The organism is Janthinobacterium sp. BHSEK, from assembly GCF_056174685.1.
Genome location: NZ_JBWBYV010000071.1, coordinates 1 through 25,242, shown reverse-complemented (window position 1 = coordinate 25,242; position 25,242 = coordinate 1). Strand labels below are relative to the sequence as shown.

General features: G+C 64.1%; 26 protein-coding genes, 1 rRNA gene and 1 riboswitch. Of the genes, 7 read left to right on the top strand and 20 right to left on the bottom strand.

Annotated elements, in window-relative coordinates; translation table 11 throughout:
* Window positions 1-39: 39 nt before the first annotated feature.
* Window positions 40-1,257 (bottom strand): alpha/beta hydrolase, encoded by a 1,218-nt coding sequence (locus AC0V2Y_RS22695; protein WP_475413904.1) that lies wholly within the window; start codon window positions 1,255-1,257, stop codon window positions 40-42.
* A gap of 330 nt (window positions 1,258-1,587) precedes the next feature.
* Between AC0V2Y_RS22695 and argJ the strand changes: the two genes are divergently transcribed.
* The 5 genes from argJ (at window position 1,588) to AC0V2Y_RS22670 (ending at window position 4,871) form a co-directional block, all read left to right on the top strand.
* The gene (argJ, locus tag AC0V2Y_RS22690; RefSeq protein WP_475413905.1) at window positions 1,588-2,826 is read left to right on the top strand and encodes a bifunctional glutamate N-acetyltransferase/amino-acid acetyltransferase ArgJ; all 1,239 of its coding nucleotides are present in this window, start codon (window positions 1,588-1,590) and stop codon (window positions 2,824-2,826) included.
* Complete coding sequence (locus tag AC0V2Y_RS22685) at window positions 2,823-3,704, top strand: ATP-binding protein (protein WP_475413906.1); 882 nt, start codon at window positions 2,823-2,825, stop codon at window positions 3,702-3,704. The genes argJ and AC0V2Y_RS22685 overlap by 4 nt, the downstream gene beginning before the upstream one ends.
* Window positions 3,701-4,120, top strand: coding sequence for an NUDIX domain-containing protein (locus AC0V2Y_RS22680; protein WP_475413907.1), 420 nt, complete (start codon window positions 3,701-3,703; stop codon window positions 4,118-4,120). The genes AC0V2Y_RS22685 and AC0V2Y_RS22680 overlap by 4 nt, the downstream gene beginning before the upstream one ends.
* 118 nt (window positions 4,121-4,238) lie before the next feature.
* Complete coding sequence (locus AC0V2Y_RS22675) at window positions 4,239-4,448, top strand: FitA-like ribbon-helix-helix domain-containing protein (RefSeq protein WP_475413908.1); 210 nt, start codon at window positions 4,239-4,241, stop codon at window positions 4,446-4,448.
* A gap of 6 nt (window positions 4,449-4,454) precedes the next feature.
* Complete coding sequence (locus AC0V2Y_RS22670) at window positions 4,455-4,871, top strand: PIN domain-containing protein (RefSeq protein ID WP_475413909.1); 417 nt, start codon at window positions 4,455-4,457, stop codon at window positions 4,869-4,871.
* A 3-nt stretch (window positions 4,872-4,874) separates the two neighbouring features.
* Here AC0V2Y_RS22670 and yacG read toward each other — a convergent pair whose 3' ends face one another.
* The 6 genes from yacG to AC0V2Y_RS22640 all read right to left on the bottom strand — a co-directional run bounded on the left by yacG (window position 4,875) and on the right by AC0V2Y_RS22640 (window position 10,299).
* Entirely contained in the window at window positions 4,875-5,063 is a 189-nt protein-coding gene (gene yacG, locus AC0V2Y_RS22665; protein WP_071325269.1) for a DNA gyrase inhibitor YacG, read from the bottom strand.
* Between the two features lie 21 nt (window positions 5,064-5,084).
* A complete protein-coding gene (zapD, locus tag AC0V2Y_RS22660) occupies window positions 5,085-5,840 on the bottom strand; it encodes a cell division protein ZapD (RefSeq protein ID WP_070219363.1) in 756 nt (251 codons plus the stop codon).
* Window positions 5,841-5,902: 62 nt separating this feature from the next.
* On the bottom strand, window positions 5,903-6,550 hold the full coding sequence (coaE, locus tag AC0V2Y_RS22655; protein WP_475413910.1) for a dephospho-CoA kinase: 648 nt from the start codon (window positions 6,548-6,550) through the stop codon (window positions 5,903-5,905).
* Between the two features lie 30 nt (window positions 6,551-6,580).
* Window positions 6,581-7,450, bottom strand: coding sequence for a prepilin peptidase (locus tag AC0V2Y_RS22650; protein WP_475413911.1), 870 nt, complete (start codon window positions 7,448-7,450; stop codon window positions 6,581-6,583).
* Window positions 7,451-7,556: 106 nt separating this feature from the next.
* Window positions 7,557-8,753 carry a type II secretion system F family protein gene (locus AC0V2Y_RS22645; protein ID WP_475413912.1) on the bottom strand — a complete coding sequence of 399 codons (1,197 nt, stop codon included), beginning with the start codon at window positions 8,751-8,753 and terminating at the stop codon, window positions 7,557-7,559.
* Window positions 8,754-8,826: 73 nt separating this feature from the next.
* On the bottom strand, window positions 8,827-10,299 hold the full coding sequence (locus AC0V2Y_RS22640; protein WP_475413913.1) for a DHA2 family efflux MFS transporter permease subunit: 1,473 nt from the start codon (window positions 10,297-10,299) through the stop codon (window positions 8,827-8,829).
* Window positions 10,300-10,505: 206 nt separating this feature from the next.
* On the opposite strand from AC0V2Y_RS22640, the gene AC0V2Y_RS22635 reads away from it, so the two are divergent.
* A complete protein-coding gene (locus AC0V2Y_RS22635) occupies window positions 10,506-11,651 on the top strand; it encodes a hypothetical protein (RefSeq protein WP_475413914.1) in 1,146 nt (381 codons plus the stop codon).
* Between the two features lie 66 nt (window positions 11,652-11,717).
* On the opposite strand, the gene AC0V2Y_RS22630 is transcribed toward AC0V2Y_RS22635, so the two are convergent.
* The 13 genes from AC0V2Y_RS22630 to cobT all read right to left on the bottom strand — a co-directional run bounded on the left by AC0V2Y_RS22630 (window position 11,718) and on the right by cobT (window position 24,596).
* Window positions 11,718-13,172: a cobyric acid synthase gene (locus AC0V2Y_RS22630; protein ID WP_475413915.1), complete on the bottom strand. Its 1,455-nt coding sequence runs from the start codon at window positions 13,170-13,172 to the stop codon at window positions 11,718-11,720.
* Window positions 13,169-13,975: an ABC transporter substrate-binding protein gene (locus tag AC0V2Y_RS22625; protein WP_475413916.1), complete on the bottom strand. Its 807-nt coding sequence runs from the start codon at window positions 13,973-13,975 to the stop codon at window positions 13,169-13,171. The genes AC0V2Y_RS22630 and AC0V2Y_RS22625 overlap by 4 nt, the downstream gene beginning before the upstream one ends.
* Complete coding sequence (locus AC0V2Y_RS22620; protein WP_475413917.1) at window positions 13,972-14,883, bottom strand: cobalamin-binding protein; 912 nt, start codon at window positions 14,881-14,883, stop codon at window positions 13,972-13,974. The genes AC0V2Y_RS22625 and AC0V2Y_RS22620 overlap by 4 nt, the downstream gene beginning before the upstream one ends.
* Window positions 14,880-15,866 (bottom strand): threonine-phosphate decarboxylase CobD, encoded by a 987-nt coding sequence (gene cobD, locus AC0V2Y_RS22615; RefSeq protein WP_475413918.1) that lies wholly within the window; start codon window positions 15,864-15,866, stop codon window positions 14,880-14,882. The genes AC0V2Y_RS22620 and cobD overlap by 4 nt, the downstream gene beginning before the upstream one ends.
* A complete protein-coding gene (gene cbiB, locus AC0V2Y_RS22610; protein ID WP_475413919.1) occupies window positions 15,859-16,812 on the bottom strand; it encodes an adenosylcobinamide-phosphate synthase CbiB in 954 nt (317 codons plus the stop codon). The genes cobD and cbiB overlap by 8 nt, the downstream gene beginning before the upstream one ends.
* Window positions 16,806-17,372, bottom strand: coding sequence for a bifunctional adenosylcobinamide kinase/adenosylcobinamide-phosphate guanylyltransferase (cobU, locus tag AC0V2Y_RS22605; RefSeq protein ID WP_475413920.1), 567 nt, complete (start codon window positions 17,370-17,372; stop codon window positions 16,806-16,808). The genes cbiB and cobU overlap by 7 nt, the downstream gene beginning before the upstream one ends.
* Before the next feature lie 7 nt (window positions 17,373-17,379).
* On the bottom strand, window positions 17,380-18,012 hold the full coding sequence (gene cobO, locus AC0V2Y_RS22600) for a cob(I)yrinic acid a,c-diamide adenosyltransferase (protein ID WP_475413921.1): 633 nt from the start codon (window positions 18,010-18,012) through the stop codon (window positions 17,380-17,382).
* Window positions 18,009-18,782, bottom strand: coding sequence for an ABC transporter ATP-binding protein (locus AC0V2Y_RS22595; RefSeq protein WP_475413922.1), 774 nt, complete (start codon window positions 18,780-18,782; stop codon window positions 18,009-18,011). The genes cobO and AC0V2Y_RS22595 overlap by 4 nt, the downstream gene beginning before the upstream one ends.
* Window positions 18,783-18,789: 7 nt before the next feature.
* Entirely contained in the window at window positions 18,790-19,815 is a 1,026-nt protein-coding gene (locus tag AC0V2Y_RS22590) for a FecCD family ABC transporter permease (protein ID WP_475413923.1), read from the bottom strand.
* Window positions 19,816-19,903: 88 nt separating this feature from the next.
* Entirely contained in the window at window positions 19,904-21,772 is a 1,869-nt protein-coding gene (locus AC0V2Y_RS22585; protein ID WP_475413924.1) for a TonB-dependent receptor domain-containing protein, read from the bottom strand.
* A gap of 127 nt (window positions 21,773-21,899) precedes the next feature.
* Window positions 21,900-22,141, bottom strand: a riboswitch (cobalamin riboswitch).
* Between the two features lie 44 nt (window positions 22,142-22,185).
* Window positions 22,186-22,740 (bottom strand): histidine phosphatase family protein, encoded by a 555-nt coding sequence (locus AC0V2Y_RS22580; RefSeq protein ID WP_475413925.1) that lies wholly within the window; start codon window positions 22,738-22,740, stop codon window positions 22,186-22,188.
* 4 nt (window positions 22,741-22,744) lie between these two features.
* On the bottom strand, window positions 22,745-23,551 hold the full coding sequence (locus AC0V2Y_RS22575) for an adenosylcobinamide-GDP ribazoletransferase (protein WP_475413926.1): 807 nt from the start codon (window positions 23,549-23,551) through the stop codon (window positions 22,745-22,747).
* Window positions 23,552-23,555: 4 nt separating this feature from the next.
* Window positions 23,556-24,596, bottom strand: coding sequence for a nicotinate-nucleotide--dimethylbenzimidazole phosphoribosyltransferase (cobT, locus tag AC0V2Y_RS22570; RefSeq protein ID WP_475413927.1), 1,041 nt, complete (start codon window positions 24,594-24,596; stop codon window positions 23,556-23,558).
* Between the two features lie 474 nt (window positions 24,597-25,070).
* Here cobT and AC0V2Y_RS22565 point away from each other — a divergent pair.
* A 16S ribosomal RNA gene (locus AC0V2Y_RS22565) occupies window positions 25,071-25,242 on the top strand; the annotation flags it as partial.

The following is a 25,242-nucleotide window of genomic DNA, read 5'->3' as shown; positions in this document are numbered from 1 at the left end:
CCGTTTTTTTATGTCCGCAATACTGGGCTTGGCCCCTGCTCAGGGAAAGGCCCAGTATTGCGGCGCCTGCGAGGGAATGCCTTTCAAGCCGCCGCGGTTCCTGGCCCGTTGCCCCGTCTTGATCATGGTGGCGATATCGGTCAGCAGGACGCGGTTGCTGGCGAAGTAATCGTGGCCCATGAAATTCATGATGACGGCCGAGGCATCGACGAGTTCCATGCCGGGGATGCTGACGACGGGGCCGCGGATGTCGCCTATCCTGTCCCAGTCGGCAAAATTGTAGGAGGCGCGGATGGCCTTGTCGTTCGCGGACGCGTACAGGGTGGCGGGAAGCTTGAGGCTGGCAAAACGGGGAGCGATCTGCTCGCGGAAGATATCGGCATTGATGTCCGGCGCCGCCAGCACCACCTGCTTGAACAGGGGCCGCAGCTCGGGGCGCTTTTCCAGCAGGCTGGCCAGGGCCACGGTCATCGGGCGGTTGCCCATGCTGTGGGCGATGATGTAGATATCGGTGGCGGAAGAGTGCTCGGCGAAATCGGCCAGGAAGGCCTGCAGGTGCGCCTGCGTCCATTCGGCGGCGTTTTCATCGAACTCATAGCCTGCAAACGTGCCTTTCGACGGCCAGCTGTAGAACACGGGCAGGGCGCCGATATCGAGGTCGACCGCCATCTGCGCCGTGCGCCGGGCCGCGTCGTCAAACGAGTTGCTGTAGCCGTGGATGTAGATGAAGGCGGCGCGCCGTTCCGGCGCGGCCTGTATCCTGGCCTTGACGGTGGCGAGAAAATCCGCGCGCGACAGGCGCCTGCTTGCCTTGATCAGCACATATTTTTGCGCATTGTCGCCGGACAGGATGGCGTACCAGGGCGGTAACGGCAGCTCGCCCGGCGCTCTTTTCTCCGGGATGCTCACCACGACGCTGCCATAGCTCAGGTAGGGCGCCACGCGGTTGGGCTGCCAGCCATAATTGTGGCTGCCGGGCTGGTATTTCCGGTCGGTGGCGTAATACACGGTGACGTGCGTGGCGCCGGGGGGCGGCGCATCGTTGTCGGATCTCGGCGTGCCGGCGCTGCCCGTGCTGCCGACCAGATTGCCGCGGTTGCCGAGCAGGCCGCCTATGCCCGACCATGCATTGCTCCACGGACTGGCAGGCGATGGCGGCGGTACCGCGGCTGGCGGTGGAACTTCAGCCGCAGGCGGCGCTTCGGATGCCTGTTCGGTGGCGTGGATGCTGTCGCCATCCGCGGGGCCGCGCGGCACCGTACAGGCTGTCAACCAGGCCAGCAGGCAAAGCAGGGATAGGCGGCGCAACAGGCACGACAGGCCTGAAGCGCTGCGCTGCATCCGGTTTGACTGACCCTGCGCCATGACATCCTTCCCTGGGCGGGGCGATTGCAAGACGCGCCTTCGTCCATTCCCATACCTTAGCGCCGCCAGGCGGCATGGTTCTGATAAATCGCAAGCCTGGCCGCGCCACCGGCCCCTATCGGCGCCGCCGTGGGCAGCGCGACTATTCACTTGCCGCATGTTCACCCGCGCCGCGAAGGCGCTACAATAGCGCTTCCCTTTTCCCTCGCAGAAGAAATCACCATGGCCGTCAATTCTCCCAAGCCCGTCGCCGCCGACCTGAAAGCCGTCGCCGGCATTGAAATCGGTGTTGCCGAAGCCGGCATCAAGAAACCCAACCGCAAGGATTTGCTGGTATTGAAACTGGCGCCGACGGCCACCGTGGCTGGCGTGTTTACCCTGAACCGCTTCTGCGCCGCGCCCGTGCAAATCTCGAAGGCCAACCTGGCCGCCGTGACGGCCGGCGCCGCGCCGATCCGCGCGCTGCTGGTCAATACGGGCAACGCGAATGCAGGCACGGGCGAATCGGGCCTGGCCGATGCACAGGCCAGCTGCGCCGCGCTGGCCGAGCTGCTGGGCTGCACGCCGCAGCAAATCCTGCCGTTTTCCACCGGCGTGATCCTGGAACCGCTGCCCGTGCAACGCCTGGTCGGCGGCCTGCCGCAAGCCGTGGCCGCGCTGACCTCGGATAACTGGTTCTCGGCCGCCGAAGCCATCATGACCACCGACACGCAGCCGAAAGCCGGTTCGCGCACGGTCACCATCGGTGGCCACACGGTGACCCTGACGGGCATCAGCAAGGGCGCCGGCATGATCAAGCCGAACATGGCCACCATGCTAGGCTTCCTCGCGTTCGACGCCACCGTGGCCCAGCCCGTGCTGGACCAGCTGGTGAAACAGGCGGCCGACAAATCGTTCAACTGCATCACCATCGACGGCGACACGTCCACCAATGACTCGTTCATGCTGGTGGCCACGGGCGCCGGCAGCCTGGTCATCGATTCGACCGATTCGCCGCACTATGCGGAACTGGCCGCCGCCGTGACCGAGCTGTCTACTTTTCTCGCGCAAGCCATCGTGCGCGACGGCGAAGGCGCCACCAAGTTCATGACGGTGACCGTGGAAGACGGCCGCAACGTGGAAGAGTGCCGCAAGATCGCCTATTCCATCGCCCATTCGCCGCTGGTGAAAACCGCTTTTTTTGCCTCCGACCCGAACCTTGGCCGCATCCTGGCCGCCATCGGCTATGCGGGCGTGGACGACCTGGACGTGGGGCAATTGAATTTGTACCTGGACGACGTGTGGGTGGCGAAGAACGGCGGCCGCAACCCCGATTACCAGGAGCAGGATGGCCAGCGCGTGATGCAGCAAAGCGAAATCACCATCCGCGTCAAGCTGGCGCGCGGCGACGCGACGGCCACGCTGTGGACGTGCGACCTGTCGCATGACTACGTGTCGATCAACGCCGACTACCGCTCATGACCGGCCTCGATCAATTCCTGATCCGCGCCGAGCGGGTACTGGCGCGCCTGGAGTCGATCTTGCCGCCGGCCTTGCCGGCGACCGACTGGAACAGCTTTGCCTTCCGCTGGCGCCGGCGCCAGGGCGCCGCCAGCCATCTGCAGGCGGTGGCGCACGTATCGAACATCGCTTTGGATGACTTGCACAACATCGGCACGCAAAAAGCGCAGATCGAGCAGAACACACGCCAGTTCGTGAGTAACCGTCCGGCCAACAACGTGCTGCTGACGGGCGCGCGCGGCACGGGCAAGTCCTCGCTGATCAAGGCATGCCTGAACCAGTTTGCGGATCAGGGCCTGCGCCTGATCGAAGTCGACAAGGCGGACCTGGCCGACTTGCCCGACATCGTCGACCTGGTGGCGGCGCGCCCCGAGCGCTTCATCATCTTTTGCGACGACCTGTCGTTCGAAGAGGGAGAAAGCGGCTACAAGGCGCTGAAAGTGGCGCTCGACGGCAGCATCGCCGCGCAATCGGACAATGTGCTGATCTATGCCACTTCGAACCGCCGTCACCTGATGCCCGAACGCATGTCGGACAACACCAGCTACAAGACGGACGACGATGGCGATTTGCATCCGGGCGAGACGGTGGAAGAAAAAATCTCGCTGTCCGAGCGCTTCGGCCTGTGGCTGTCGTTCTACCCGTTCAAGCAGGACGATTATCTCGAGATCGCGGCGCACTGGCTCGCCTCGTTCGGCTGCACGCCGGAGCAGATCGCGCAAGCGCGCGGCGACGCCCTGCGCTGGGCCTTGCAGCGCGGTTCCCGTTCGGGCCGGGTGGCGTGGCAATTTGCGCGCGATTATGCTGGGAAACTACCTGCGGGAAAGTTGCCGCAATGAGCGAGGTGAAAGTGACACCGGTCGATGTGGCCGTCGGCATCCTGATGAAGCCGAATGGCGACGTGCTGCTGGGCCAGCGCCCGGCCGGCAAGCCGTATGACGGCTATTGGGAATTTCCTGGCGGTAAAGTCGAACCGGGCGAAGCCATTTTGGACGCCTTGAAACGCGAGTTTGTCGAGGAGCTGGGTTTATACATCGACAGTGCCGAGGCCTGGTGCGGCGTCGAATATGTATATCCGCACGCCCATGTGCGCCTGCATTTCTATATCAGCCGCGAATGGCGGGGCGAGCCGCAAAGCCTGGAAGGGCAGGCGTTCGCCTGGCAAGGCACGGTCGGCGTGGAACCCTTGCTGCCGGCCACCATTCCCCTGCTGGAATGGCTTGATGAGGTACGCCAGGAATCCCTGGCCACCTGAGTTCGATTTGTGCCAGCATGCAGCCCGTGCGCTGCGCTGGCGCAAACCAGTGTTGTCCTTCCCTTGTATTGCCGGTGTTTTGCGTTAGAGTGCTCTCATGACGCACTGGGGAATTCGCATGCCGCTGACCCTGACCTTCACCGATACCGATGAACTGCTGCTCGCGGCGCTGCACAAGCGTGCTCGCGCGCATGGGCGCAGCATTGAGGAAGAGCACCGCGACATCCTGCGCAGCGCCTTGCGGCCGTTGCCGAAACGGCCGCTCGACGATATTTTGCGCGGCATGCCCGATGTGGGGGGCGATGGGGACTTCGAGCGCCGCTCCTGAGCCGCCATGGGCGCCTATCTGGTCGATACGGATGTGATCGTTGCTGCACGCAAAGGGACAGGTGCACCGGCGGGCATTGCCGCTTTCTTCGAGCGGGTGGCGCCCGAGGCGCGCTACTTACCGGTACAGGTGATCGCGCAATTGCGCGCAGGCATACAGTGCAGCTGGCGGCGTGAAGCGCCCCTGGAAGCGTTGGCCCTGGAAGGCTGGCTGGAAGCGCTGCTGGCCGATTATGCTGCGCGGCTGCTGGACTTCGACCTCGATTGCGCGCTCGTCTGTGCCCGTTTGCAGGGCCGTGGCGCCGTACAGGGTGTGGACACGCAGATCGCGGCGATGGGCATCGCCTATGGCTTGACGGTGGTCAGCGGCAGGCTCGACAGTTTCGCGGCGCAGGGGCTGCGCCTGGAAAATCCATTCAAATGAAGCTTACTGCGGCTTGTTGTCTTCATCTGCCAGGGGATCTTCAAACGGATCGGCGGCGGGGATCGTATATTTCTCTTCCGCCCAGGCGCCCAGGTCGATCTGCTTGCAGCGTTCCGAGCAGAAGGGGCGGTATTTGTTGGCTTCAGTCCATTCGACTTTGGCGGCACAGGTAGGGCAGTTAACGACGGTCATGAGGGGGCAAATAAGTAACAGTTAAAAATTACACAGCGTGAGCTCGAATGGTACATCTTCTTCCAGCGGCTTGGGTTTCAGGTCGCCGCCCTGGGTAGTAAAGCGTACCCACAGCATGTATTTGTTGGCGGAAATTTCCGGGATGGCGCCGCTGTTTTCATCGAGGCTCAGGCGCAGCATCTGGTACACCTTGCCTTGCAGCATTTGCTGGTAGCTGCCGCCATTGGCGATCAGTTTGACGGGTCCGCCGGAATCGCGCAGCAGGCGCAAGACCAGGGCCAGCGCGTCGAACAGGGGCGCCAGCGGGGCGAACCACGCGTGGATATCGGTCAGGCGCTGCTCGCAGCTGCGTTTTTGCCAGGCGAAGTACGACGGCAAGTCGAACTCACAGGCGCCGCCCGGGATGATGGTGCGGCCGCGTATGCTCATCAGCCATTCATTGTCGCGGATATTCTGGCCCGTCTTGCCTTGCGCCGCCACGAGGGCGCCGCTGACACTGTCGAGTTCGCCGAGGATGGCATCCAGGGTTTCCGGCTCCACGTTCGGATTGCTGCGGTAGCCCAGCAGGCTCTGGCGCTGGCGCTCGAGTTCCTGCAGCAGGTCGGACTTCAGGTCGGCGCGGCCGGCCACTTCGAGCATATCGAAAATAGTTGCCAAGGCAACATGATGCTGCATTGCATGCTCTTGCTGGATGAAGAACTTGAATTTGTCGTACAGGTCTTCCAGCCGCAACAAGGTACGTATGCGTTCGTTGAAAGGGTATTCGTAGACAATCAAAATAATTCCCTTAAGTAAGGACCTGCAAACAATCCCGTGATTTTGAACCAAGCGTCGACAAATTACAAACGTTGCGGCCCGATTCCAGCCATTCTTTTTGAAAATGCCAGATATAAATCGTGCAACTGGGCAATCTGCGGCGCCAGGGCCGCCAAATCGCCATTATTGTCGATCACATCGTCCGCCGCCGCCAGGCGCATGGCGCGCGTGGCTTGCGTGGCCATGATGGCTTTGACTTGTTCTTCCGACAATCCATTGCGCGCCATCACGCGCGACACTTGCAGGCTTTCCAGGCAATCGATGACCAGTACGCGGTTGACCCGCTCCACCCAGCCGCCGGACTCGACCAGCAGGGGCACGGCAAAGATCACATAGCTGCCCGTCGCTGCGGCCGCCGCCGCCAGCGTGGCCTGGCGGATGCGCGGGTGCAGGATGGCTTCCAGTTTCGCCTTGGCGGCGGCGTCGGAGAATACGAGATTGCGCATTTTGGTGCGGTCGAGGGCGCCGCGCGCATCGGCGTAGCCGGGGCCGAATTCCGCCACCAGGGCCGGCATGGCCGCGCCATTCGGCGCCGTCAGGCTGTGCGCGATCTGGTCGGTGTCGACGATGGAGGCGCCGCGCGCGGCGAACAGGTCGGCCACCGTGCTCTTGCCGCAACCGATGCCGCCGGTGAGGCCGACGCTGAAATAGGGGGCGTTTTGTAATTGCATGTGTGTATCCATAAGGAGCTGGTCAGCTGGTCAGCTGGTCAGGCCCAGCGTGAGGCGTGACAGGGGCGTGCCGTACAGCAGCGCGATCAGGCCTGCCGCCGCCAGGTAGGGGCCGAACGGAATCGGCTTGTCGCGCCCCCGCTTGGCAAACACGATCAGGCCGATGCCGACCACGGCGCCCACCACCGATGACAACAATATGATCGTTGGCAACATGGTCCAGCCCAGCCACGCACCGAGCGCCGCCAGCAATTTGAAGTCACCATAGCCCATTCCCTCCTTGCCTGTCGCCAGCTTGAAGGCCCAGTACACGGCCCACAGGGCCAGGTAGCCGGCGGCCGCGCCGATGACGGCCTCCTGCAGGGGCACGAAGGTGCCGTTGATATTGACCAGCAAACCCGCCCACAGCAGGGGGAAGGTGAGGTCGTCCGGCAGCATTTGCGTATCGGCATCGATGAAGGTCATGGCGATCAGCAGCCAGGCAAACACGAGCGTCGCCAGGCCCGTCCAGCCGCTGCCGAAATGCCAGATCAACAGGGCCGACAGCGCGCCCGTCAGCAGTTCCACCAGCGGATAGCGCGCGGAGATGGGCGCCTTGCAGGCGCTGCATTTGCCGCGCAGCAGCAGGTAGCTGATGACGGGGATGTTTTCCATGGCCGTGATGCGGTGGCCGCAAGCGGTGCAGTGCGAGTGCGGCAGCATCAGGTTGTAGCGGTCCGTATGCGGCAAGGGCAAGCCGCTTTCCTCCGCCACGTAATTAGCGGAGTCGCGCTGCATCATCTTCGGCACGCGGTGGATCACCACATTCAGAAAGCTGCCGACGATCAGGCCGAACAGGGCGGCGACGAGGGCGACGGGAAGATTGCCGGGCGCGGCGAACAGCAGGGTATCTTGCAGCATGGTGGATTTGTCTGAGGTGATGATGTTGCCGCGCAAACATTGCCTGGCACTGCCGCAGTGTAAAACATCTGCTGGCACGTGGGGATGTTTTGCGCAGGGCGAACCGTTAAATCACGGCCCCCAGCTTGAAAATCGGCAAATACAAGGCGATTACGAGGGAGCCGACGAGCACGCCCAGCACCACCATCAGCGCCGGTTCCAGCAGCGTGGAAAGGGTGGTCACGGTGGCGTCGATGTCCGCCTCGATGATCTCGGCCGCGCGCGACAGCATGGCGTCGAGCGCGCCCGACTCCTCGCCGATCAGGGCCAGTTGCGTCAGCAGCGGGGGAAATACGCCGCTGTGCTCCATGGCCAGGGCCAGGCTGCCGCCGGCGCGGATTTCACGCTCGATGCGCGCCGTCGCTTCCTGGTACAGCGCGTGGCCGGAGGCGGCGCCCACCAGGCCGAGCGAGTCGAGCAGCGGCACGCCGGCGGCGAACATGGCGGCCAGGGTGCGCGTCCAGCGGGCGATCGCCGCCTTGCGCAGGAGCGGGCCGAACACGGGAAGGCGCAATGCCCGCAGTTGCGTGTTGCGCCGCAAGGCGGGCCAGCGGCGCCAGGCCAGGTGCAGCAGCACGCAAGCGAGCACGAGCGCCACCAGCAAGGCCAGCCAGTAGCGGACCAGAAAGGCGGACACGCCCATGACGGCCAGGGTGGGCAGCGGCAAGGGGGCGCCGAAGCTGTCGAAGACCTGGCGGAAGGCGGGCACGACCACGCTCATGATGATGGCCGTGACGACGATGGCGACGAGCACGATGACCAGCGGATACATCAGCGCGCCGCGCACTTGCCGCCGCAGGGCGATGGCTTTTTCCTGGTGCGTGGCCAGGCGCGCCAGCAAGTCCTGCACGATGCCGGCCTGTTCGCCCGCCGCCAGCAGGTTGCAATACAGCTCGTCAAACAGCAGGGGAAATTGGCGGAAGGCCTGCTGCAGGCTGCTGCCCGCTTCGATGTCGTGGCGCAAGTCGCGCATCAACTCGGTGATCGCGGGTTTGGCGTGGCCCTTGCCGGCGATGTCGAAGGCGTGCAGCAGCGGCACGCCGGCCGCCATCATGGTCGACAATTGGCGCGTGAACAGGGCGATATCCTTGCGCGTGATGGCCTTGCCCGGCGCGCTGCGCGCAGCCTGCACACGGGTGGCCAGGATGCCCTGGCGTCTGAGCGCGACCGTCGCCGCGCCGGCGTCGGCGGCGCGCAAGACGCCATCGGCCGCCTTGCCGTGGCGGTCCGTGCCCTTCCATGCAAAGCGCCGCTCGGCCGCCATGTGCACCTCCTGCCGTCACGGTAGCAGCGCCGGACAAAAGCACCAGCGGCGCTGGCGGCAGGCTTGATGTGGCTCAGCCTTTTGTGATTTGCACTTCCGTTTGCACAACGGCCTGGGCCTTCACGTCGGCCGCATCTTCCTCGTCGCTGTCCGTGCCCTTGCTGATGCTTTCGCCATCGTCGCGGCGCAGGGTCCAGAAGGTCAGCGAGGACAGCACCGTCAGCGCGGCCAGGGTCAGGAAGGCGTGGTGCAGGGCCGTGCTGAGCATGGCCCGGTCCGACTGCGGCATGTCGCCCAGGTACCAGCCCGTGATCAGCGAACCGAAGGCGAGGCCAAAGCTCATCGACAGTTGCTGCATCGAACTGGCGATGGTGCTGGCCATGCTGGAATCGGCCTTGTCGACGTCGGCGTACGCGATGGTGTTCATGCTGGAAAACTGCAGCGAATTGAAAAAGCCCATGCACAGGCTGATGGCGACGATCACGTACAGGGGCGTGCCCGCGTCTACCAGCGAAAACATGGCGATGGTGACGCCGATCAGCACCGTGTTGACGATCAGCACCTGGCGGTAGCCGAAGCGGGCCAGCACGCGCGCGGAAATGAATTTCATGCCCATGGCGGCGGCCGCCGACGGCATCATCAGCAAGCCCGACTGCCAGGCAGGCAAGCCCAGGCCCAGCTGGTACAGCAGCGGCAACAGGAAGGGCAGGCCGCCCACGCCCAGCCGTGTGACGAAGCCGCCCACCACGGAGACGCGGAAGGTGCGGATCTTGAACAGGGCCAGGCGCAGCAGCGGGTGCAGCACTTCGCTCGAATGCCAGGCATACGCGGCCAGCAGGCTGATGGAAATGAACAGCAGCACGGCAAACGAGGTGCCGTCGATGCGGTGTTCGCCGAAGATTTCCAGCAGCCACGACAGCAGCGCGATGCCCGTGCCGAACAGCACCAGTCCGATCAGGTCCAGCGGGCGGGGCTTGTCGCCATAGTAGTCGGGCATGTAGCGGTGCGCCAGGTACAGCGCCACCAGGCCGACAGGCACGTTGACGAAGAAAATCTCGCGCCACGACAGCCAGTGCACGATCAGCCCGCCCACCGTGGGCCCCAGCAGGGGGCCGATCAGGGCGGGGATGATGACGAAATTCATGGCCGCCAGCAATTGCGACTTGGGAAAGGTGCGGATGATGGTGAGCCGGCCCACCGGCATCATCATGGCCGCGCCCACCCCTTGCAGCAGGCGCGCGGCCACCAGCATGGGCGCATTCACGGACAGGCCGCACAGGATGGAAGCGATGGTAAAGATGGCAACGGCGGCGGAAAACACGCGCCGCGTGCCGAAGCGGTCGGCCATCCAGCCGCTGATGGGAATGCACACGGCCAGGCTCAGGATGTAGCTGGTGACGACGGCCTTCAGGCTCAGCGGCGTTACGTTGAGGCTGGCGGCCATGGCGGGGATGGCGGTGTTGACGATGGTGGAGTCGAGTTGCTCCATGAACAGGGCGGTGGCGACCACCCAAGGCAGGTAGCTTTTAATCGGGGAACTGGTCATGGATGCGAGCCTGAGGAGGTAAGACGGAGCCGACAGTACGACGAATTGTCACATAAATGGCGCAGGCGTGCCGCCCGCGCCATTCATTCTGGCAGTGCGCCGGGGGCATCGTCCATGGAACATTTGTTCCATGGCAATAGATTACTGGCAAGGCTAGCATGTGTTTTCCGGCAACTCCCGCCCCTCCTTCCCGAAAGTCATGCCACATGAAAAATGCACTTACCTTCCTTGCCCTGAGCGCCGCCCTGTCCGCCTGCGGTGGCGGCGGCGATCACGCTGCGCCGGAAGCGCCGGTCACGCCGCCCGTCGTGGTCACGCCTGTCGCCGATCCCGTGACGGTCGCCTCGCAAGCGGTCGCCGCCCAGGCTGGCCTGGCCGTGATCGCCGGCGCCAATGCGGACGAGACGGTGTATGACGTGGCGGCCGATATCGGCGACACATGGCGCATCACGTTCGACAGCGTCAAGAAAACCTACGCCATCCGCGTGCTGTCGACGCAGTTCGGCTTGAGCGACCGCAGCGGCACGTTCAGCGCCGTCACCGCTGGCCATCTCACCACCTACACGGCAACGGATTTCAGCGTCACTGTCGACGCGCGCACGCGTCTTCTGTCGGGCAATATCAAATTGGGTAATATGGCGTCGACCGTCAGCGGCACCGGCTATGCGGTGGGGGACGTGGCCGGGCTGGCCGGCAGCTATATTTTCCTGGGTGCCATGCGCAATGCATCGAACGGCGGCGACCGTTTCAATCCGAAAGGCAGCCTGAAGGTGGCGGCCGACGGCAGCGCGCAACTGTGCAATGGCGGCGTGTTCAATGCGCAAGGCGTGTGCTCGGCGGTATCGCCGCAGCTGGAGGCGGAAAACGCCAGCCTGACCCTGGTCAAGGATGCGAAGAGAGGTTTGCTCGTCGCCCGCCAGGGCCAGCAGGATTTCGGCATTGTCCACGTGCATGCCGGCGACCGGGGGCTGGCGCTGTTCATCGACCGCTACAGCCGCAACCAGGAAAACGTGCTGCGCGTGGGTACCATCGTGGCGGCCAAACAACAGAAGATCGGCAGCGAAATCGCCGGCAGCTACGCCTGTGCGGCGCCGGGCATCAGCGCCAGGATCGAGATTGCGGGCGGCATCGCCACCCTGACGAATAACACGAGCGGCAAGACGCATGCGGAAACCATCACCGCCAACAAGCTGGGCCTGGGCGCGCAGGCCGCCGATTTCGATGGCATCGCCGTGTTCAAGGACCCGGCCGACGTGCCGGCCGACTATTCGATGTTCATGCCCGTGTCGTCGAGCATGGCGGTCGAGTTTTCCACCGACCGCTCGTATATGGGCACGTGCCTGAAAAATTAAGAGGTGCCGCCACGTGCCTGTGTGAGTAGGTCGGGTTAGCCGGTACGGCGTAACCCGACAACACCATCAGCCCGGTAATCGTTCCAATGCCTCCATCAACGGCATCGCAGCATCGGCGATGCGTTCCAGGCTCGCCTCGCGCAAGGCGGCGGTGTCCACCGTGTGGCCGGAGTCCAGCCCCGCCCAGCGCAGCAGCGCCGCACACGCGGCGGGCGTGTCGAACATGCCGTGCAAATAGCTGCCGAGGATTTGCCCGTCGTCCGATACGGCTCCCTCGGGCCGGCCGTCGATGATGAAGGCCGGCTGCGCCAGCGCCGCGCCATGCGATACGCCCATGTGGATTTCGTAGCCTGCCACGGGGGCATCGGCCGCGCCGTCAAACGCGCAGTGGCCGGCGACCTGCTGCAGGCGTTTTTCCGCCGTCAATTCCGTCACCATGTCGAGCAGGCCCAGTGCGATTGACTCTCCCGTCGCGCCTTCCACGCCCAGCGGATCGCGCACGCTCTGCCCCAGCATCTGGAAGCCGCCGCAGATGCCCAGCACCTTGCCGCCGTAGCGCAGGTGTTTCGCCAGGTAGGCGGACCAGCCCTGCTGCCGCAGCCAGGCCAGGTCGCCGCGCGTGTTCTTGCTGCCGGGCAGGATCACCAGGTCGGCCGCTGGAATCGGCTGCCCTTGCTGGATGAATTGCAGGTCGATACCGGGGTGGGCGCGCAGCGCGTCGACATCCGTGTGGTTGCTGATGCGCGGCAGTTGCGGCACCACCACCTTGAAGGCACCCCGTTCGGCCTGCGTCGCTTCGACGGCGTCTTCCGCATCGAGGAACAGGCCTTGCAGGTAGGGCAGCACGGCCAGCACGGGCTTGCCCGTCTGCTGTTCCAGCCAGTCGATGCCGGGTGTGAGCAGCGAGATATCGCCGCGGAAGCGGTTGATGACGAAGCCGACGATGCGCGCGCGCTCGCTGTCGGACAAACACGCCAGGGTGCCGATGATGTGCGCGAAGACGCCGCCCCGGTCGATGTCGGCCACCAGGATCACGGGGCAGTTGACGGCTTCGGCAAAGCCCATGTTGGCGATGTCGCGCGCGCGCAGATTGACTTCGGCGGGGCTGCCCGCGCCTTCGACGACGACGGCCTCGTACTGCTGGCGCAAGCGCGTGAACGATTCCAGCACGGCGCCCATGGCGATGGTCTTGTATTGCTGGTAGTCGCGCGCATCCATCTCGGCGCGCACCTTGCCGTGGATGATCACTTGCGCGCCCGTGTTCGACGACGGTTTTAATAGCACCGGATTCATGTCCGTGTGCGGCGCGATGCCGCAGGCCAGCGCCTGCAAGGCCTGGGCGCGGCCGATCTCGCCGCCGTCGCTCGTCACCGCGCTGTTCAAGGCCATGTTTTGCGGCTTGAACGGCGCTACCGTCACGCCACGGCGCTTCAACAATCGGCACAGGGCCGCGACGACGGTGCTCTTGCCCGCGTCGGACGTCGTGCCCTGCACCATCAGGACGGGGAAGGGAAGCTTCATGCCTGCTGCTCCTGCAGATGTTGCCAGCGCGCGATGATGTCGCTGATCTGGCGCAGCCCTTCGGTAATCGCCGCCGGGCCGGGCGACAGGATGTCGGGCGACTTGATCTCGAACAGCATCTGGTTTTTCACGGCGGGAATCGCATCCCAGCCCGGGCGCGCCGCCAGTTGCGAGGGCTGGAATTTCTTGCCGCACCAGCTGGCGAGGATGATGTCGGGCGCGCGTACGACCACGTCACGGGAATCGGCGATGATGCGCTCCTTCGCGCCCGGCTGCACGGACAATTCCGGGAAGGCGTCCGTGCCGCCGGCGATCTCGATCAGTTCCGCCGCCCAGCCGATGCCGCTCATCAGGGGATCATTCCACTCTTCAAAATAAATCACGGGCTTGCGCGTCCAGGCGGCGGCGCGGTTGCGGGCGGCGGCGATGTCCGCGCGCAGGCTGGCGATCAGCAATTTGCCCGCTTTCTCGCGCCGCACCAGCGCGGCAAGGACGGCGATCATGCGCAGGATGCCGTCGACCGTGCGCTGGTTGAACTGGTGTACTTCGATGCCGGCCTTGACCAGGTCGCGGCAGATATCGGCCTGCATGTCGCAAAAGCCGATCACGAGATCCGGTTCCACTGCCAGGATGCGTTCCAGGTTCGTGGACGAAAAGCCGCTGATCCTGGTTTTTTCCTCGCGCGCCCGTGGCGGACGCACGGTAAAGCCCGAGATCCCCGCGATGACGTCCTCTGCGCCCAGCGCATACAGCGTTTCCACGGCTTCCGTCGACAGACAGGCGATGCGCTGGTAGTGACTCATTGAGCCGCCTTGGCTGCCGGAGCGCTGCGGCGCTGGCGAGCCGTTTCCAGCTGTTCGCACATGGCGGCCGTGCCTTCGATCATGCGCGGGCCGGCGCGGTTCAGCAGGTCGCCATTCAGGCGGAACAGGTTATTTTTGCGCACGGCCGTCATCGACGGGAAGGCGCGCCACATGGCCAGGCCGCCTTCGCTGCGCGGGTCGCTCTTTTCGCTGGTGCCGAAGATGACTTCCGGGTCTTCCTGCAGCACGCCTTCCGGCGTGACGACGGGCGCCACCACCTTCATCGCGGCGAACACATTCTGGCCGCCGCACACGCGCATCGAATCGCTGATGATGCTCGCGCCGCTCAAGGTATATAGAGGTTTGTCCCACACCTGGTAAAACACGCGCACGGGCGGGCGCTGCGCGTATTGCGCCGTCAAGCTGGCCAGTTTGGCGCGCAGCTGGGCGGCGGCCGGCCTGGCGATTTTTTCCGTACCCATCAGCTGGCCCAGGCGCTCCATGCTGTCGGGAATATCGGCCAGCTTGCGCGGCTCGCTGTGATAGATCGGCACTTTCAGCTGGCGCAGCATGGCGATCTGGCGCTCGGCGCTGCCATGCATCCACACGACGATCAGGTCCGGTTTCATGGCGATGATGCGTTCCATGTCGTACTGGCGGTTGTCGCCCACTTGCGTGATTTTCTTGGCTGCCTCCGGGTAGTCGCTGTAGCTGACGACGCCGGCGATCTTGTCGCCGCCGCCGGCCGCGAACAGCAGTTCCGTGACGTGCGGCGCCAGTGCCAGGATGCGCTGCGCCGGTTTTGCCACGGTGACGGTATTGCCGTCGTCGTCGCGCACGCTGATGGCGGCGTGTGTTTGCAGCGAGACCAGTCCAGCCAGCAGCAGTGCGGTTTTCAAGTGGTTCATAAGGGCTTCCATGCGGTGAGGGCCTGCTGCAGGCGCAGCCAGGCATGTTCGTCGGGGGGCAGGCCCAGGCGGATGCCGTGGGCCGCGTGGCGGAACAGGCGCACCCAGATGCCCGATTCCGCCATATGGCGCCAGAGCGCCTCGGCGCGTTCTTCCGGCCACCATTGAAACAGCGCCGTGCCGTTGCTGGCGATGCCGTGCGTGGCCAACAGCTGGTGCAGGCGGTCGCCTTCTCCGCGCAGGCGCTCGCGCATCGCGTGCTGCCAATGCGTGTCGGCGAGGGCGGCCAGCGCCACTTGCTGTGCCGGGCCGCTGACGGTCCACGGGCCCAGCATGTCGGCCAGCTGCGCCAGCAGCGCGGGATGGGCGGCGACTAAGCCCAGGCGCAGGCCCGCCAGGCCAAAGAATTTGCCCACCGAGCGCAGCACGATCAAGCCCGGCTGGTCCGAGTGCGGGCCCAGGCTGGCCTGCGTTTCCGTGTCGCCAAACGCTTCATCGACCACCAGCCAGCCGCCGCGCGCGGCCAGCTTGCCGGCCCATTCCAGCAGCAGTTCCGGTGCGATGCGTTCGCCCGTGGGATTGTTCGGATTGCAGACGACCAGCACGTCGCAGCTGTCGATGGCGTCGCCCAGCTGCGCATACGGCACCTGGCGTAAATCGTGGCCGTGCTGGCCCCAGTGGTGCGCATGTTCCGCATACGACGGCGCGGCCACCACCACGCGCGACGGCGCGCGCAGCCGGGGCAGGGCCTGGATGGCGGCTTGCGTGCCCGCCACGGGCAGCATGGCCGGTGCGTCGTAATACGCGCAGGCGGCGGCCGCCAGCGCGGGATCGGCTTCCGGCAGCCGGTGCCAGGCGTTGGCGTCGGGTGCTGGCGCTGGATACCCGTGCGGATTGATGCCGGTCGACAGGTCGATCCAGTCGGCGATTGGCCGTCCATACGCGCGCGCGGCGTCGCGCAGATTGCCGCCATGTTCAAGCAAGATACTTCCCTTTCAGGTAGAACAGGCCCGCCAGCAGCGCCACCCAGATCAGCCACAGGACAGCCGTTTCGGCCACCAGGCGCCAGGCGCGGTCGATGTCGCGCGCTTCGGCGGAACGGCCGCTGCCCAACGGCGGGCGGCGTTCCAGCTCGCCGTCGTAGATGGCGTCGCCGCCCAGGGTCAGGCCCAGGGCGCCGGCGCCGCTGGCCATCACGGGCCCCGCATTCGGGCTGCCCCAGTCGGGGGCCTGCGTGCGCCAGCAGTGCCAGGCGCGCCGTTTGTCCGCCATGCTCTTGCCCAGCAAGACATAGGACAGGGCCGTCAGGCGGGCCGGCAGGTAATTGAGGATGTCGTCGATGCGCGCGGCGCAGCAGCCGAACCAGTCGTAGCGTTCGTTGCGGTAGCCCCACATGGCGTCGAGGGTATTCGCCAGGCGGAACAGCACGGCGCCGGGGCCGCCCGCCACGGCAAACCAGAACAGGGTGCCGAAGACGGCGTCGTTGCCGTTTTCCAGCAGGGATTCCGTGCTGGCCTTGGCCAGGCTGGCCGCATCGGCGTTGGCCGTGTCGCGGCTGACGATGCGCGCCGTCAGCAGGCGCGCGTTGTCCAGGTCATCGATGGCCAGGGCATCGGCGATCGGCTGGTTGTGGTCGCGCAGGCTGCGCAGGCCCAGGCACAGATACAGCAAAAAGACGTGCAAGGCCGCGCCAGCCAGGCCGCACAGCCACCAGGCGGCATAGCTGAGGGGCAGCACGGCCAGCGACCATGCCAGCGCGCCGCGCAGGAAACGCCCACGGCCCCGGTTCAGCAGGCGTTCCAGCGCGCTGGCGAGGCGGCCAAAACCCACCAGCGGATGCCAGCGGCGCGTTTCTCCCAGCAGCATGTCGAGCAGCACGCCGGCCGTCATCAAGGCGGCCAGCATGGGCAGCGACAGGCCGCTCAGCATGGGCCGCCTTTCAGGTGCAGCGGCAGGCCGGCGGCGATAAGGACAGCCTTGTCGCACACGGCCGCCACGGCCTGGTTCAAGCGGCCCGCCTCGTCGGTGAAGCAGCGCGAGATGGCGCCGTAGGGGACGATGCCCATGCCCACTTCGTTCGAGACGAGCACGAGGTCGCAGCCGGTGTCGTCGATTTCGGCCAGCGCGTACAGCAGGTGCGCGCGCTCGCTGTGGAACAGTTCGGGCAGGGCGATGTCGCCCACGTCCGGATACGTCTCGCCGCTGGAAAACATCAGATTCGTCAGCCACAGGGTCAGGCAGTCGACCAGCAGCAGGCGGCCCGGCCGTGCTTCGCGCAGGATGGCGTCGCCCAGGCGCAGCGGTTCTTCGATAGTCACCCACCCGGCCGGGCGCTGTGCGCGGTGATGCGTGATGCGCGTGGCCATCTCGTCGTCGCCCGCCTGCGCGGTGGCGATGTAGAGCACTTCCTTGCCGGACTCGCGGGCCAGCTTTTCCGCATAGGCGCTCTTGCCGGAACGGGCGCCGCCGAAGACCAGGGTGCGCGTCATGGCGTTGTTACCACTCGGTGCCGATTTGTGCGCCGATGCCGGCCGCGTACGCATGCTTGACGACGGCCATTTCGGTGACGGTGTCGGCAATGGCGATCAATTCTTCCGGCGCGCCGCGGCCCGTGATGACCACGTGCTGCATGTGCGGGCGTTCCAGCAGGTCGGCGATGACTTTATGTACGTCGAGGTAGTTGTATTTGAGGGCGATATTGAGTTCGTCGAACAGCACCAGGCCGTAGCTGGGGTCGGCCAGGAAGGTCTTCGCCTGCTCCCATGCCAGTTCGGCTTTTTCGATGTCGCGTTCGCGGTTCTGCGTTTCCCAGGTATAGCCTTCGCCCATCGCATGAAAACTGATTTCATCGGGGAAGCGGCGCAGGAATTTTTCTTCGCCCGTCGACATGGCACCCTTGATGAACTGCACCACGCCTACCTTCATGCCGTGACCCATGGCGCGGATGGCCATGCCGAAGCCGCTCGAACTCTTGCCCTTGCCGTTGCCCGTGTTGACGATGATGATGCCGATTTCCTTGTCCGCCTTGGCGATGGCCGCGTCGATGATGGCCTTTTTTCTCTCCATGCGCACGCGGTGGCGTTCGTTGATTGCGGCTGTTTCTACGTCGATAGGTTTGTTGTCGCTCATGTCTGATCCTCTTTCGGTATGAATATCTTGCGTTTGCCGTGATCGATGATTTCGATCGGGTGGCCCAGGTAGTCGCCCAGGATGGAGGCCTGCATCACCTCGGCCACGGGGCCGGCCAGCCAGCCGCCGTCGCCCATCAGCAGCAGCGCATGCGTCGAGACGCTGTGCGCCAGGTTCAGGTCATGCCCCACCATCACCACGGTTTTATTCTGTTCGCGGCACAGCTTGGCCAGCAGGCCCATGACGCTGACCTGGTGCGCCAGGTCCAGCGCGTTGGCCGGTTCGTCCAGCAGCAGCAGGGGCGTGTCCTGCGCCAGCATGGCGGCTATCGCCACGCGTTGGCGTTCGCCGCCGGACAGGCTGCGCACGTCGCGCTCGGCCAGGTGGTCTACTTCCATCGAGGCCAGTGCCGCCAGGGCGATGCGCTGGTCGTCGCCGCCTTCCCAGTAATGGTTGTCGTGATACGGGTGGCGCGCCGACAGCACGGTTTCGATGACGCGGTACGAGAACGCGTCGTGCCGCGCCTGCGCCAGGAAGGCCCGTTCGCGCGCCAGTGCTTCCAGTGGCCAGTCGATCAGGGCGCGGCCCTGTATCGTCACGTGTCCGGCATCCGGTTCGCGCAAGCCGGCCAGCGCGCGCAGCAGGGTGCTTTTTCCTGCGCCGTTGCGGCCGATGACGCTCCAGCATTCGCCGTCTTTGATCTGCCAGGTGAGGTTTTCCACGAGGGAGCGCGTGCCCGCCTTCAGGCCCAGTTGGTAGGTGCGTATCATGCTTTTTTCATCTCCTGCGCAGGCGGTGCAGTTGGTACAGGAACACGGGCGCACCGATCATGGCTGTCACCACGCCGACGGGCAGCTGTAATGGCGCCAGCACGGTGCGCGCGAGGGTATCGGCCAGCACGAGAAAGGTGCCGCCGGCCAGCGCAGCGGCCGGTATCAGCAGGCGGTGATCGGGACCGCAGGCGAAGCGTAGCGCGTGCGGCACGATCAGGCCGACGAAGCCCACGCTGCCGGCGCTGGTGACGGCGCTGGCCGTGAGCAGGCCGGAACAGAAGAACAGTCCCTTGCGCAGGGCGCCCACGCGCACCCCCAGGGTGCTGGCCGCTTCCGCGTGCAGGGCCATGACGTTGAGCGAGCGCGCACAGCGCAAGGCGAAGACCAGGGCGCCGGCCAAAACCAGCCAGGGCATCAGCCGCGCGGGCGCGCCGGAGAGGTCGCCGATCATCCAGAACACCATGCTGCGCAAGCGGCTTTCAGGGGCAATCGACAGCATCAGGGTGACGATGGCCATGCAGGCCGAGGCCAGGATCACGCCTGTCAGCAACAAGAGCGAGGCGCCGCCTTCGGCGGCCGTGCCGCCGCGCAGGTCGCGCCGGGCAAAGAAGTACAGCAGCATGGACACGCCGACGGCGCCGGCAAAGGCGGCGGCATCGACCACCCACAGCGCGCACATGAACAGCAGTGCGGCCAGCGCGCCGACGGAGGCGCCGGCGGAAATGCCCAGCACATACGGGTCGGCCAGGGGATTGCGCAGCAGGGCCTGCATCATCAGGCCCGCCAGCGACAGCGCCGCGCCGGTAACGAAGGCGGTCAGCGCGCGGCCCAGGCGCAGGTCGAGCAGGGTGGCGGCGAGGGTGTCGGTCTTGCCCTGTACGACATGGAACAGGGCGGAAGGCAGGTCGGCGAGCGGAATCGCGATCGAGCCGATCATGCCGGAGAAAATCAGGCTGGCAACGGCGCACACGACCAGCACCGTGAGGATCACGGTGGCGCGGTGGCGCATGTTGCGGAAAAATGGGTGCATGCATACCTTTAAAACGGGGACCACAGAACTGCACTGCGGACGATGACGGATAGCGCCACCGCCCGCAGCTTACATCATTACCTCATGCTTATTTCATGCCGTAGCGTACGCCAACGAAGAGGTTCGAGCCTGGCGTTGCGTAGAAGCGGCCCAGTTCGTAGTCCTTGTTGGTGATGTTGTTCCAGCGTGCCAGCACCGACCAGTCACGCGCGAACTGGTAGGTGGTGTACAGGTTCAGCAAGCCATAGCCACCGAGCGTGGTTTTGTTGGTGGCATCTTCAAAACGCTTGCCAGACAACTGCCACTCCGTACCAGCGGTCAAAGGACCGGTGGTGTAATCGAGGGTGAAATTGGCATGCTTTTTCGCGCGGCGTGCCAGTTGCTTGTCCGTGGTTTCATTGCGCGGATCTTGCAGGTCGATATTGCCACTGACGTTGAAGGCGCCGAATTTGCGCGCGCCAGCCAGTGTCACGCCCTCGAGCAGGGCTTTGTCGACGTTCATGCTGCAGCCATAGCCTGGCTTCCAGCCGATTACCGGGCATGTTGACACGTAGGTGAGCATGTCGGTGATCTTGTTATGGTAGTAGATCGCGCTCAGTTGCGATTGACCGTCGTTGTAGTGCAAGCCAATTTCAGCGTTGCGGCCTTTTTCCGGCTTGTTCGTCGGGATACCGGAGTCAGGGTAGTAAAGATCGTTGAAGGTTGGTGCGCGGAAGCTGGTGCCATAGCTGGCGTTGGCGCGCAAGGCGTTGCTGAAACGATAGCCGTAGGCGACGCTACCCGTGTTGTGCGTACCATACGCCGAGCTGTCGTCGCGACGGCCGCTGATGTTGGCCAGGTGGGCGCCGCGCACCAGGTTGTACGATGCCGCGAACGATTTGGTGTTGCGTCCGCCGGACAGGCCCTTGGCCGAGCTCACGACGTCTTCATCACGGTACTCACCCAGCAATTGCAGGGTGTCACGGCCAATGAGAATATCGTTTTGCCAGCTGATGTCGCTTTGTTTGGTGTCGAACTGGCTTCTGCCGAAGGCGCCGGTGGCGGAAACCGAGGTTTGTTTGTCCTTTGCCTGGGCGTAGCGCAGTTCACTGGTCCAGTTCGGCAAGAACTGGTTCTTCGTGAAGACCGAAATGTTTTCCAGCTTATTGTCGTTGCGTGCGTCGAAGTTCAAGCCCGAATCGTACTGCGCATTCAGTTTGCTGTTCAGGAAAGTCAGGCCGACTTCATGGCCCTTGGCCATCTGGTAACCGAACTGGCCGCTGACGCTTTCCTTGTCGTAGCCGTCTTTATCCGGATTGTAGGTATACGTCGAGGCACCCAGCTTGGAGGCGGAAAAGCCATCCGATTTTTCCTTGCCTGCGGTCAGCGCGTAGCTGAAGCTGTTACTGCCACCAGTAGAGCCGGCAACGCTGGCTTCCACCTGGCGCGTGTTGTAGCGGCCGTAGCCAGCGAAGGCGGAGAAGCGCGCCGCGCCATCGCCTTTCTTGGTAAAGATCTGGATCACACCACCGACGGCATCGGCACCATACATGGTGCTCAGTGGACCGTAGACGATTTCAACGTGGTCGATGCTCGACAGGGGCAGGGCGCTCCAGTTGGCAGTGCCCGAAGTGGCGGAGCCGATGCGCACGCCGTCGACCAGCACGATATTCTGGTTGCTGTTCGCGCCGCGAATGAAGACGCTCGAATTGGTGCCTGGGCCGCCACTGCGATTGACTTCAATGCCGCGCTGCTTTTGCAGCAGGTCGATCAGCGTACCGGCGCCGGAACGCGCGATATCTTCCGCGCTGATGGTCTGCGTATCGCTCAATACTTCGCTCAGGTGTTGCGGGTAGCGGTTGGCTGTGACGACGATCGGATCGAAGGTATCTGGCGTGGTCTGGGCGAAAGCGGCAGGCGCGGCAATGGCTAGCGCGAGCGACGTGAGCGCCGCGTGGCGGGAAACAGCATGGGTCATGATAATTTTCAGTAAGTAATATGCAACCAGCCGACGTCCCCGTAGGCCAGATTGAACAGAAGTGGGAACTGAAGATGACGATCGAAGATGGCCATGGGCCATTCGGATCGCGAACATCCCCGTTCGCACACTTCCACCTGTCCTGGCCGGTATCCGGGCTGGCAAGTACGGCTACCCCACCTTCCCATGCTCGATGATTGCAAGCACAGTGGTTGTCAGGGATAGCTTGTCGTCCGCTTCCTGTTGGGAGGGGCGACACTTGCTTACCGTTGCGGGGGCAGCACACGTTCGCCGCGGGCGCGGCATCGTGTTTCCCGTTTAACTGCGCTCATGGACATGAGCGCGGGCACCAAAACCCGGTCATTATACGTGCAGTGGGCGTGGACTGACATGGCTGGCTGGACGATTCGATATCAGAAATCGACGACGACCGTCGCACCGTAGGCGATTTTATGGGCGGAATGGGCGGCCAGCAGGGCCGTTTCCTCCAATGACAGCCCGGCGTGCAATGCTGCGAGCAGGCGGATGGTGCCCGCATGGCAGATGATGACCGCCGTTTCGTGTTGTTCGCGCAACAGATCGCCTAAAAACGCATCGACGCGGGCAGCCATTGCCAGCACGTTCTCGCCGCCGCCGGGGCGGTACCAGGCAAGGTCGGCGGCCCAGGCATCGATGTCCGCGCGTGCAATCGCGTGCCAGGGCTGCATTTCCCAGGTGCCAAAATCCATTTCGGCCAGCCGGGCATCAAGGTGTAATTCGCTCGCGGGCATATCCTGCGCCAGGGCCGTTGCCAGGCCGGCGCAGCGGCGCAGCGGACTGGCGTAGAGCGGCACACCGGGTGGCAAGGTCGCTTGCAGGCTGGCGCGCGTGGTGGCCATTTCATGCGGCGCCACCGCCACGTCGCTGCGGCCATAGCAGGTGCCGCTGGTGACTTGCGGCGTGGGGTGGCGAACGAGGATCAGACGCATGGTGTCAATAGAAGCGTGTCGGTGGCTGAAAGCTGGAAAGGATGGCCAGGTAAATCGCCACTTCCGCCACCTGCTGCACGGCGCCCAGGCAGTCGCCCGTGTAGCCTTGCAGGCGGCGCTGGCATTTGCGGCCCAGCCAGAATGCGGCCGCTGCCGCCGCCACTATGGCAAAGACCAGCGCGCTCCAGTCAACTATGCCCAGCGCGCCGCAGGCGATGGCGGGCAACAGGGCGCAGACGGCGGCGATGAGGAATTCCCCCGTCGTCATTTCCTGCGCCATCGGCTTGGCCTTGCCTTCATCGCGCGCATAGTCCATGAGCCAGATCAGCGAGACGGCGGCCAGGCGTGAGAGCGGATGGGCGATGAACAGGGTCGCCACCACCGAGGCAGGCGGCAGCGAGGCGAGTGCGGCGCACTTGATGGCCAGCAGACTGAGGATGCCGATGGCGCCATATGCGCCGATGCGCGAATCCTTCATGATTTCCAGCACCCGCTCGCGCGTCAAGCCGCCGCCGAAGCCGTCGCACATGTCGGCAAAACCGTCTTCATGGAAGGCGCCCGTCAGGTAGATGCCGGCGGCGACGGCCAGCAGCACGGCCACCGCCGAAGGCAGGAGCCAGCTGGCCAGCAGATACACGGCGCCGCTGATGGCCGCCACCACCACGCCGACCAGCGGAAAGTAGCGCGAAGCGTGCTGCAGCCAGGCGGGCTCGAAACCCACCCAGCGCGGGATCGGCAGGCGCGTGAAGAACTGCAGCGCGATGAAAAACAGGCGGCACTGATGGACTGCGGTGGAAACGGGGTTGCTCATGATCTTAGTCTGGCGTGGACTTTTCGCTGACCTGGGCCGAGGCGAAGGTGGCCATTTCGCGCATGAAGTTGACGGCCGCGTGCAGCAGCGGCAAGGCCAGCGCCGATCCCGTGCCTTCACCGAGGCGCAAATCGAGGTGCAGCAGCGGACGCGCACCCAGGCTGGCCAGCAACTGGCGGTGGCCGTTTTCATCGGAGCAGTGCGAAAACACGCAATAATCGAGGATGGCTGGCTGCAGACGGGCCGCCGCCAGCAGGGCGCTGCTGACGATGAAGCCGTCGATCAGCAGAATCATGCGCCTTTCGGCTGCTTTCAGCATGGCGCCGGCCATCATGGCGATCTCGAAACCGCCAAAGGTGGCCAGCACGTCGAGTGGCTCATGGACTGCCGCATGATGGGCGACGGCCGCTTCGATCACCTGCTGCTTGTGCAATATGCCTTCCTTGGACAGGCCGGTGCCGGCGCCCACGCAGTCGGCGACCGGCGTTTGCGTCAGCTTGTGCATCAGTGCGGCTGCTGCAGTGGTATTGCCGATGCCCATTTCACCAAAGCCCAGCACATTGCCGTCCAAGGTGGCGGCCAGGTCCATGCCCGCCTGCATGGCGGCCAGGCATTGTTCCTGGCTCATCGCGGGTTCTTGGGCAAAATTGCGGGTGCCGGGGCCTTGCTTGCGGTCGAGCAAGCCGTCGCGCGGGCCGAAATCGTGGTTCACCCCGGCATCTACTATATAGAGGGCGCAATCGCTTTGCCGGGCAAAGACGTTGATCGCGGCGCCGTTGCCGAGAAAGTTCTCCACCATTTGCCACGTCACGCTTTGTGGGTAGGCGGAAATGCCTTCGGCCACAACGCCATGGTCGGCCGCGAAAACGATGATGGCAGGCTGGCGCAATGCCAGTTGCGTGCTTTGCTGGATCAGGCCGATCTGATGGGCCAGGGTTTCCAGCAGTCCCAGGCTGCCCAGCGGCTTGGTCTTGCTATTGATGGCATGTTCGAGTGCGCTGGCCAGGGCGGGATTGGCGGTGGGGACGATGTGTGGAATAGGCATGGGAGTCAAGGTGGATGCGGCAGGGGATTGTCGGCGCTACGATATCACACAGCAATATTTGCTCAGCTGCAAAATAGCGCTTGCAGGCTGCGTGGGGCAGGGCTATAATTCGCCCCCTCGCTGAACGACGCATGCAAATGCCGAGTAAAGCAGGGTGAAAAAAGAAGGTTGACGAATTAGCTGAAACGCTTCATACTCTTCCTTCTTCGCAGCTGACAAACACAACGCTTTGTCGATAGCGCGAGAGTAGCAAATAAGCAGTACCGAATACCGTTCTTTAACAATTAACAGTCGATAAGTGTGGGCATTTGATGTAAGTGCAGCGTCGATCTTCGGATTGGCGTCTAACTTAAAATATCAAATGTTCACAAGAAATAATGAAATAGGATACTTCTTCGGAAGTAGCCTGTCAGTTTTTTGAGTGAGCGACCCGTCGCAAGACGGTGCCTGTAAAAGGGCAAAGTAACAGAGATTAAACTGAAGAGTTTGATCCTGGCTCAGATTGAACGCTGGCGGCATGCCTTACACATGCAAGTCGAACGGCAGCACGGAGCTTGCTCTGGTGGCGAGTGGCGAACGGGTGAGTAATATATCGGAACGTACCCTGGAGTGGGGGATAACGTAGCGAAAGTTACGCTAATACCGC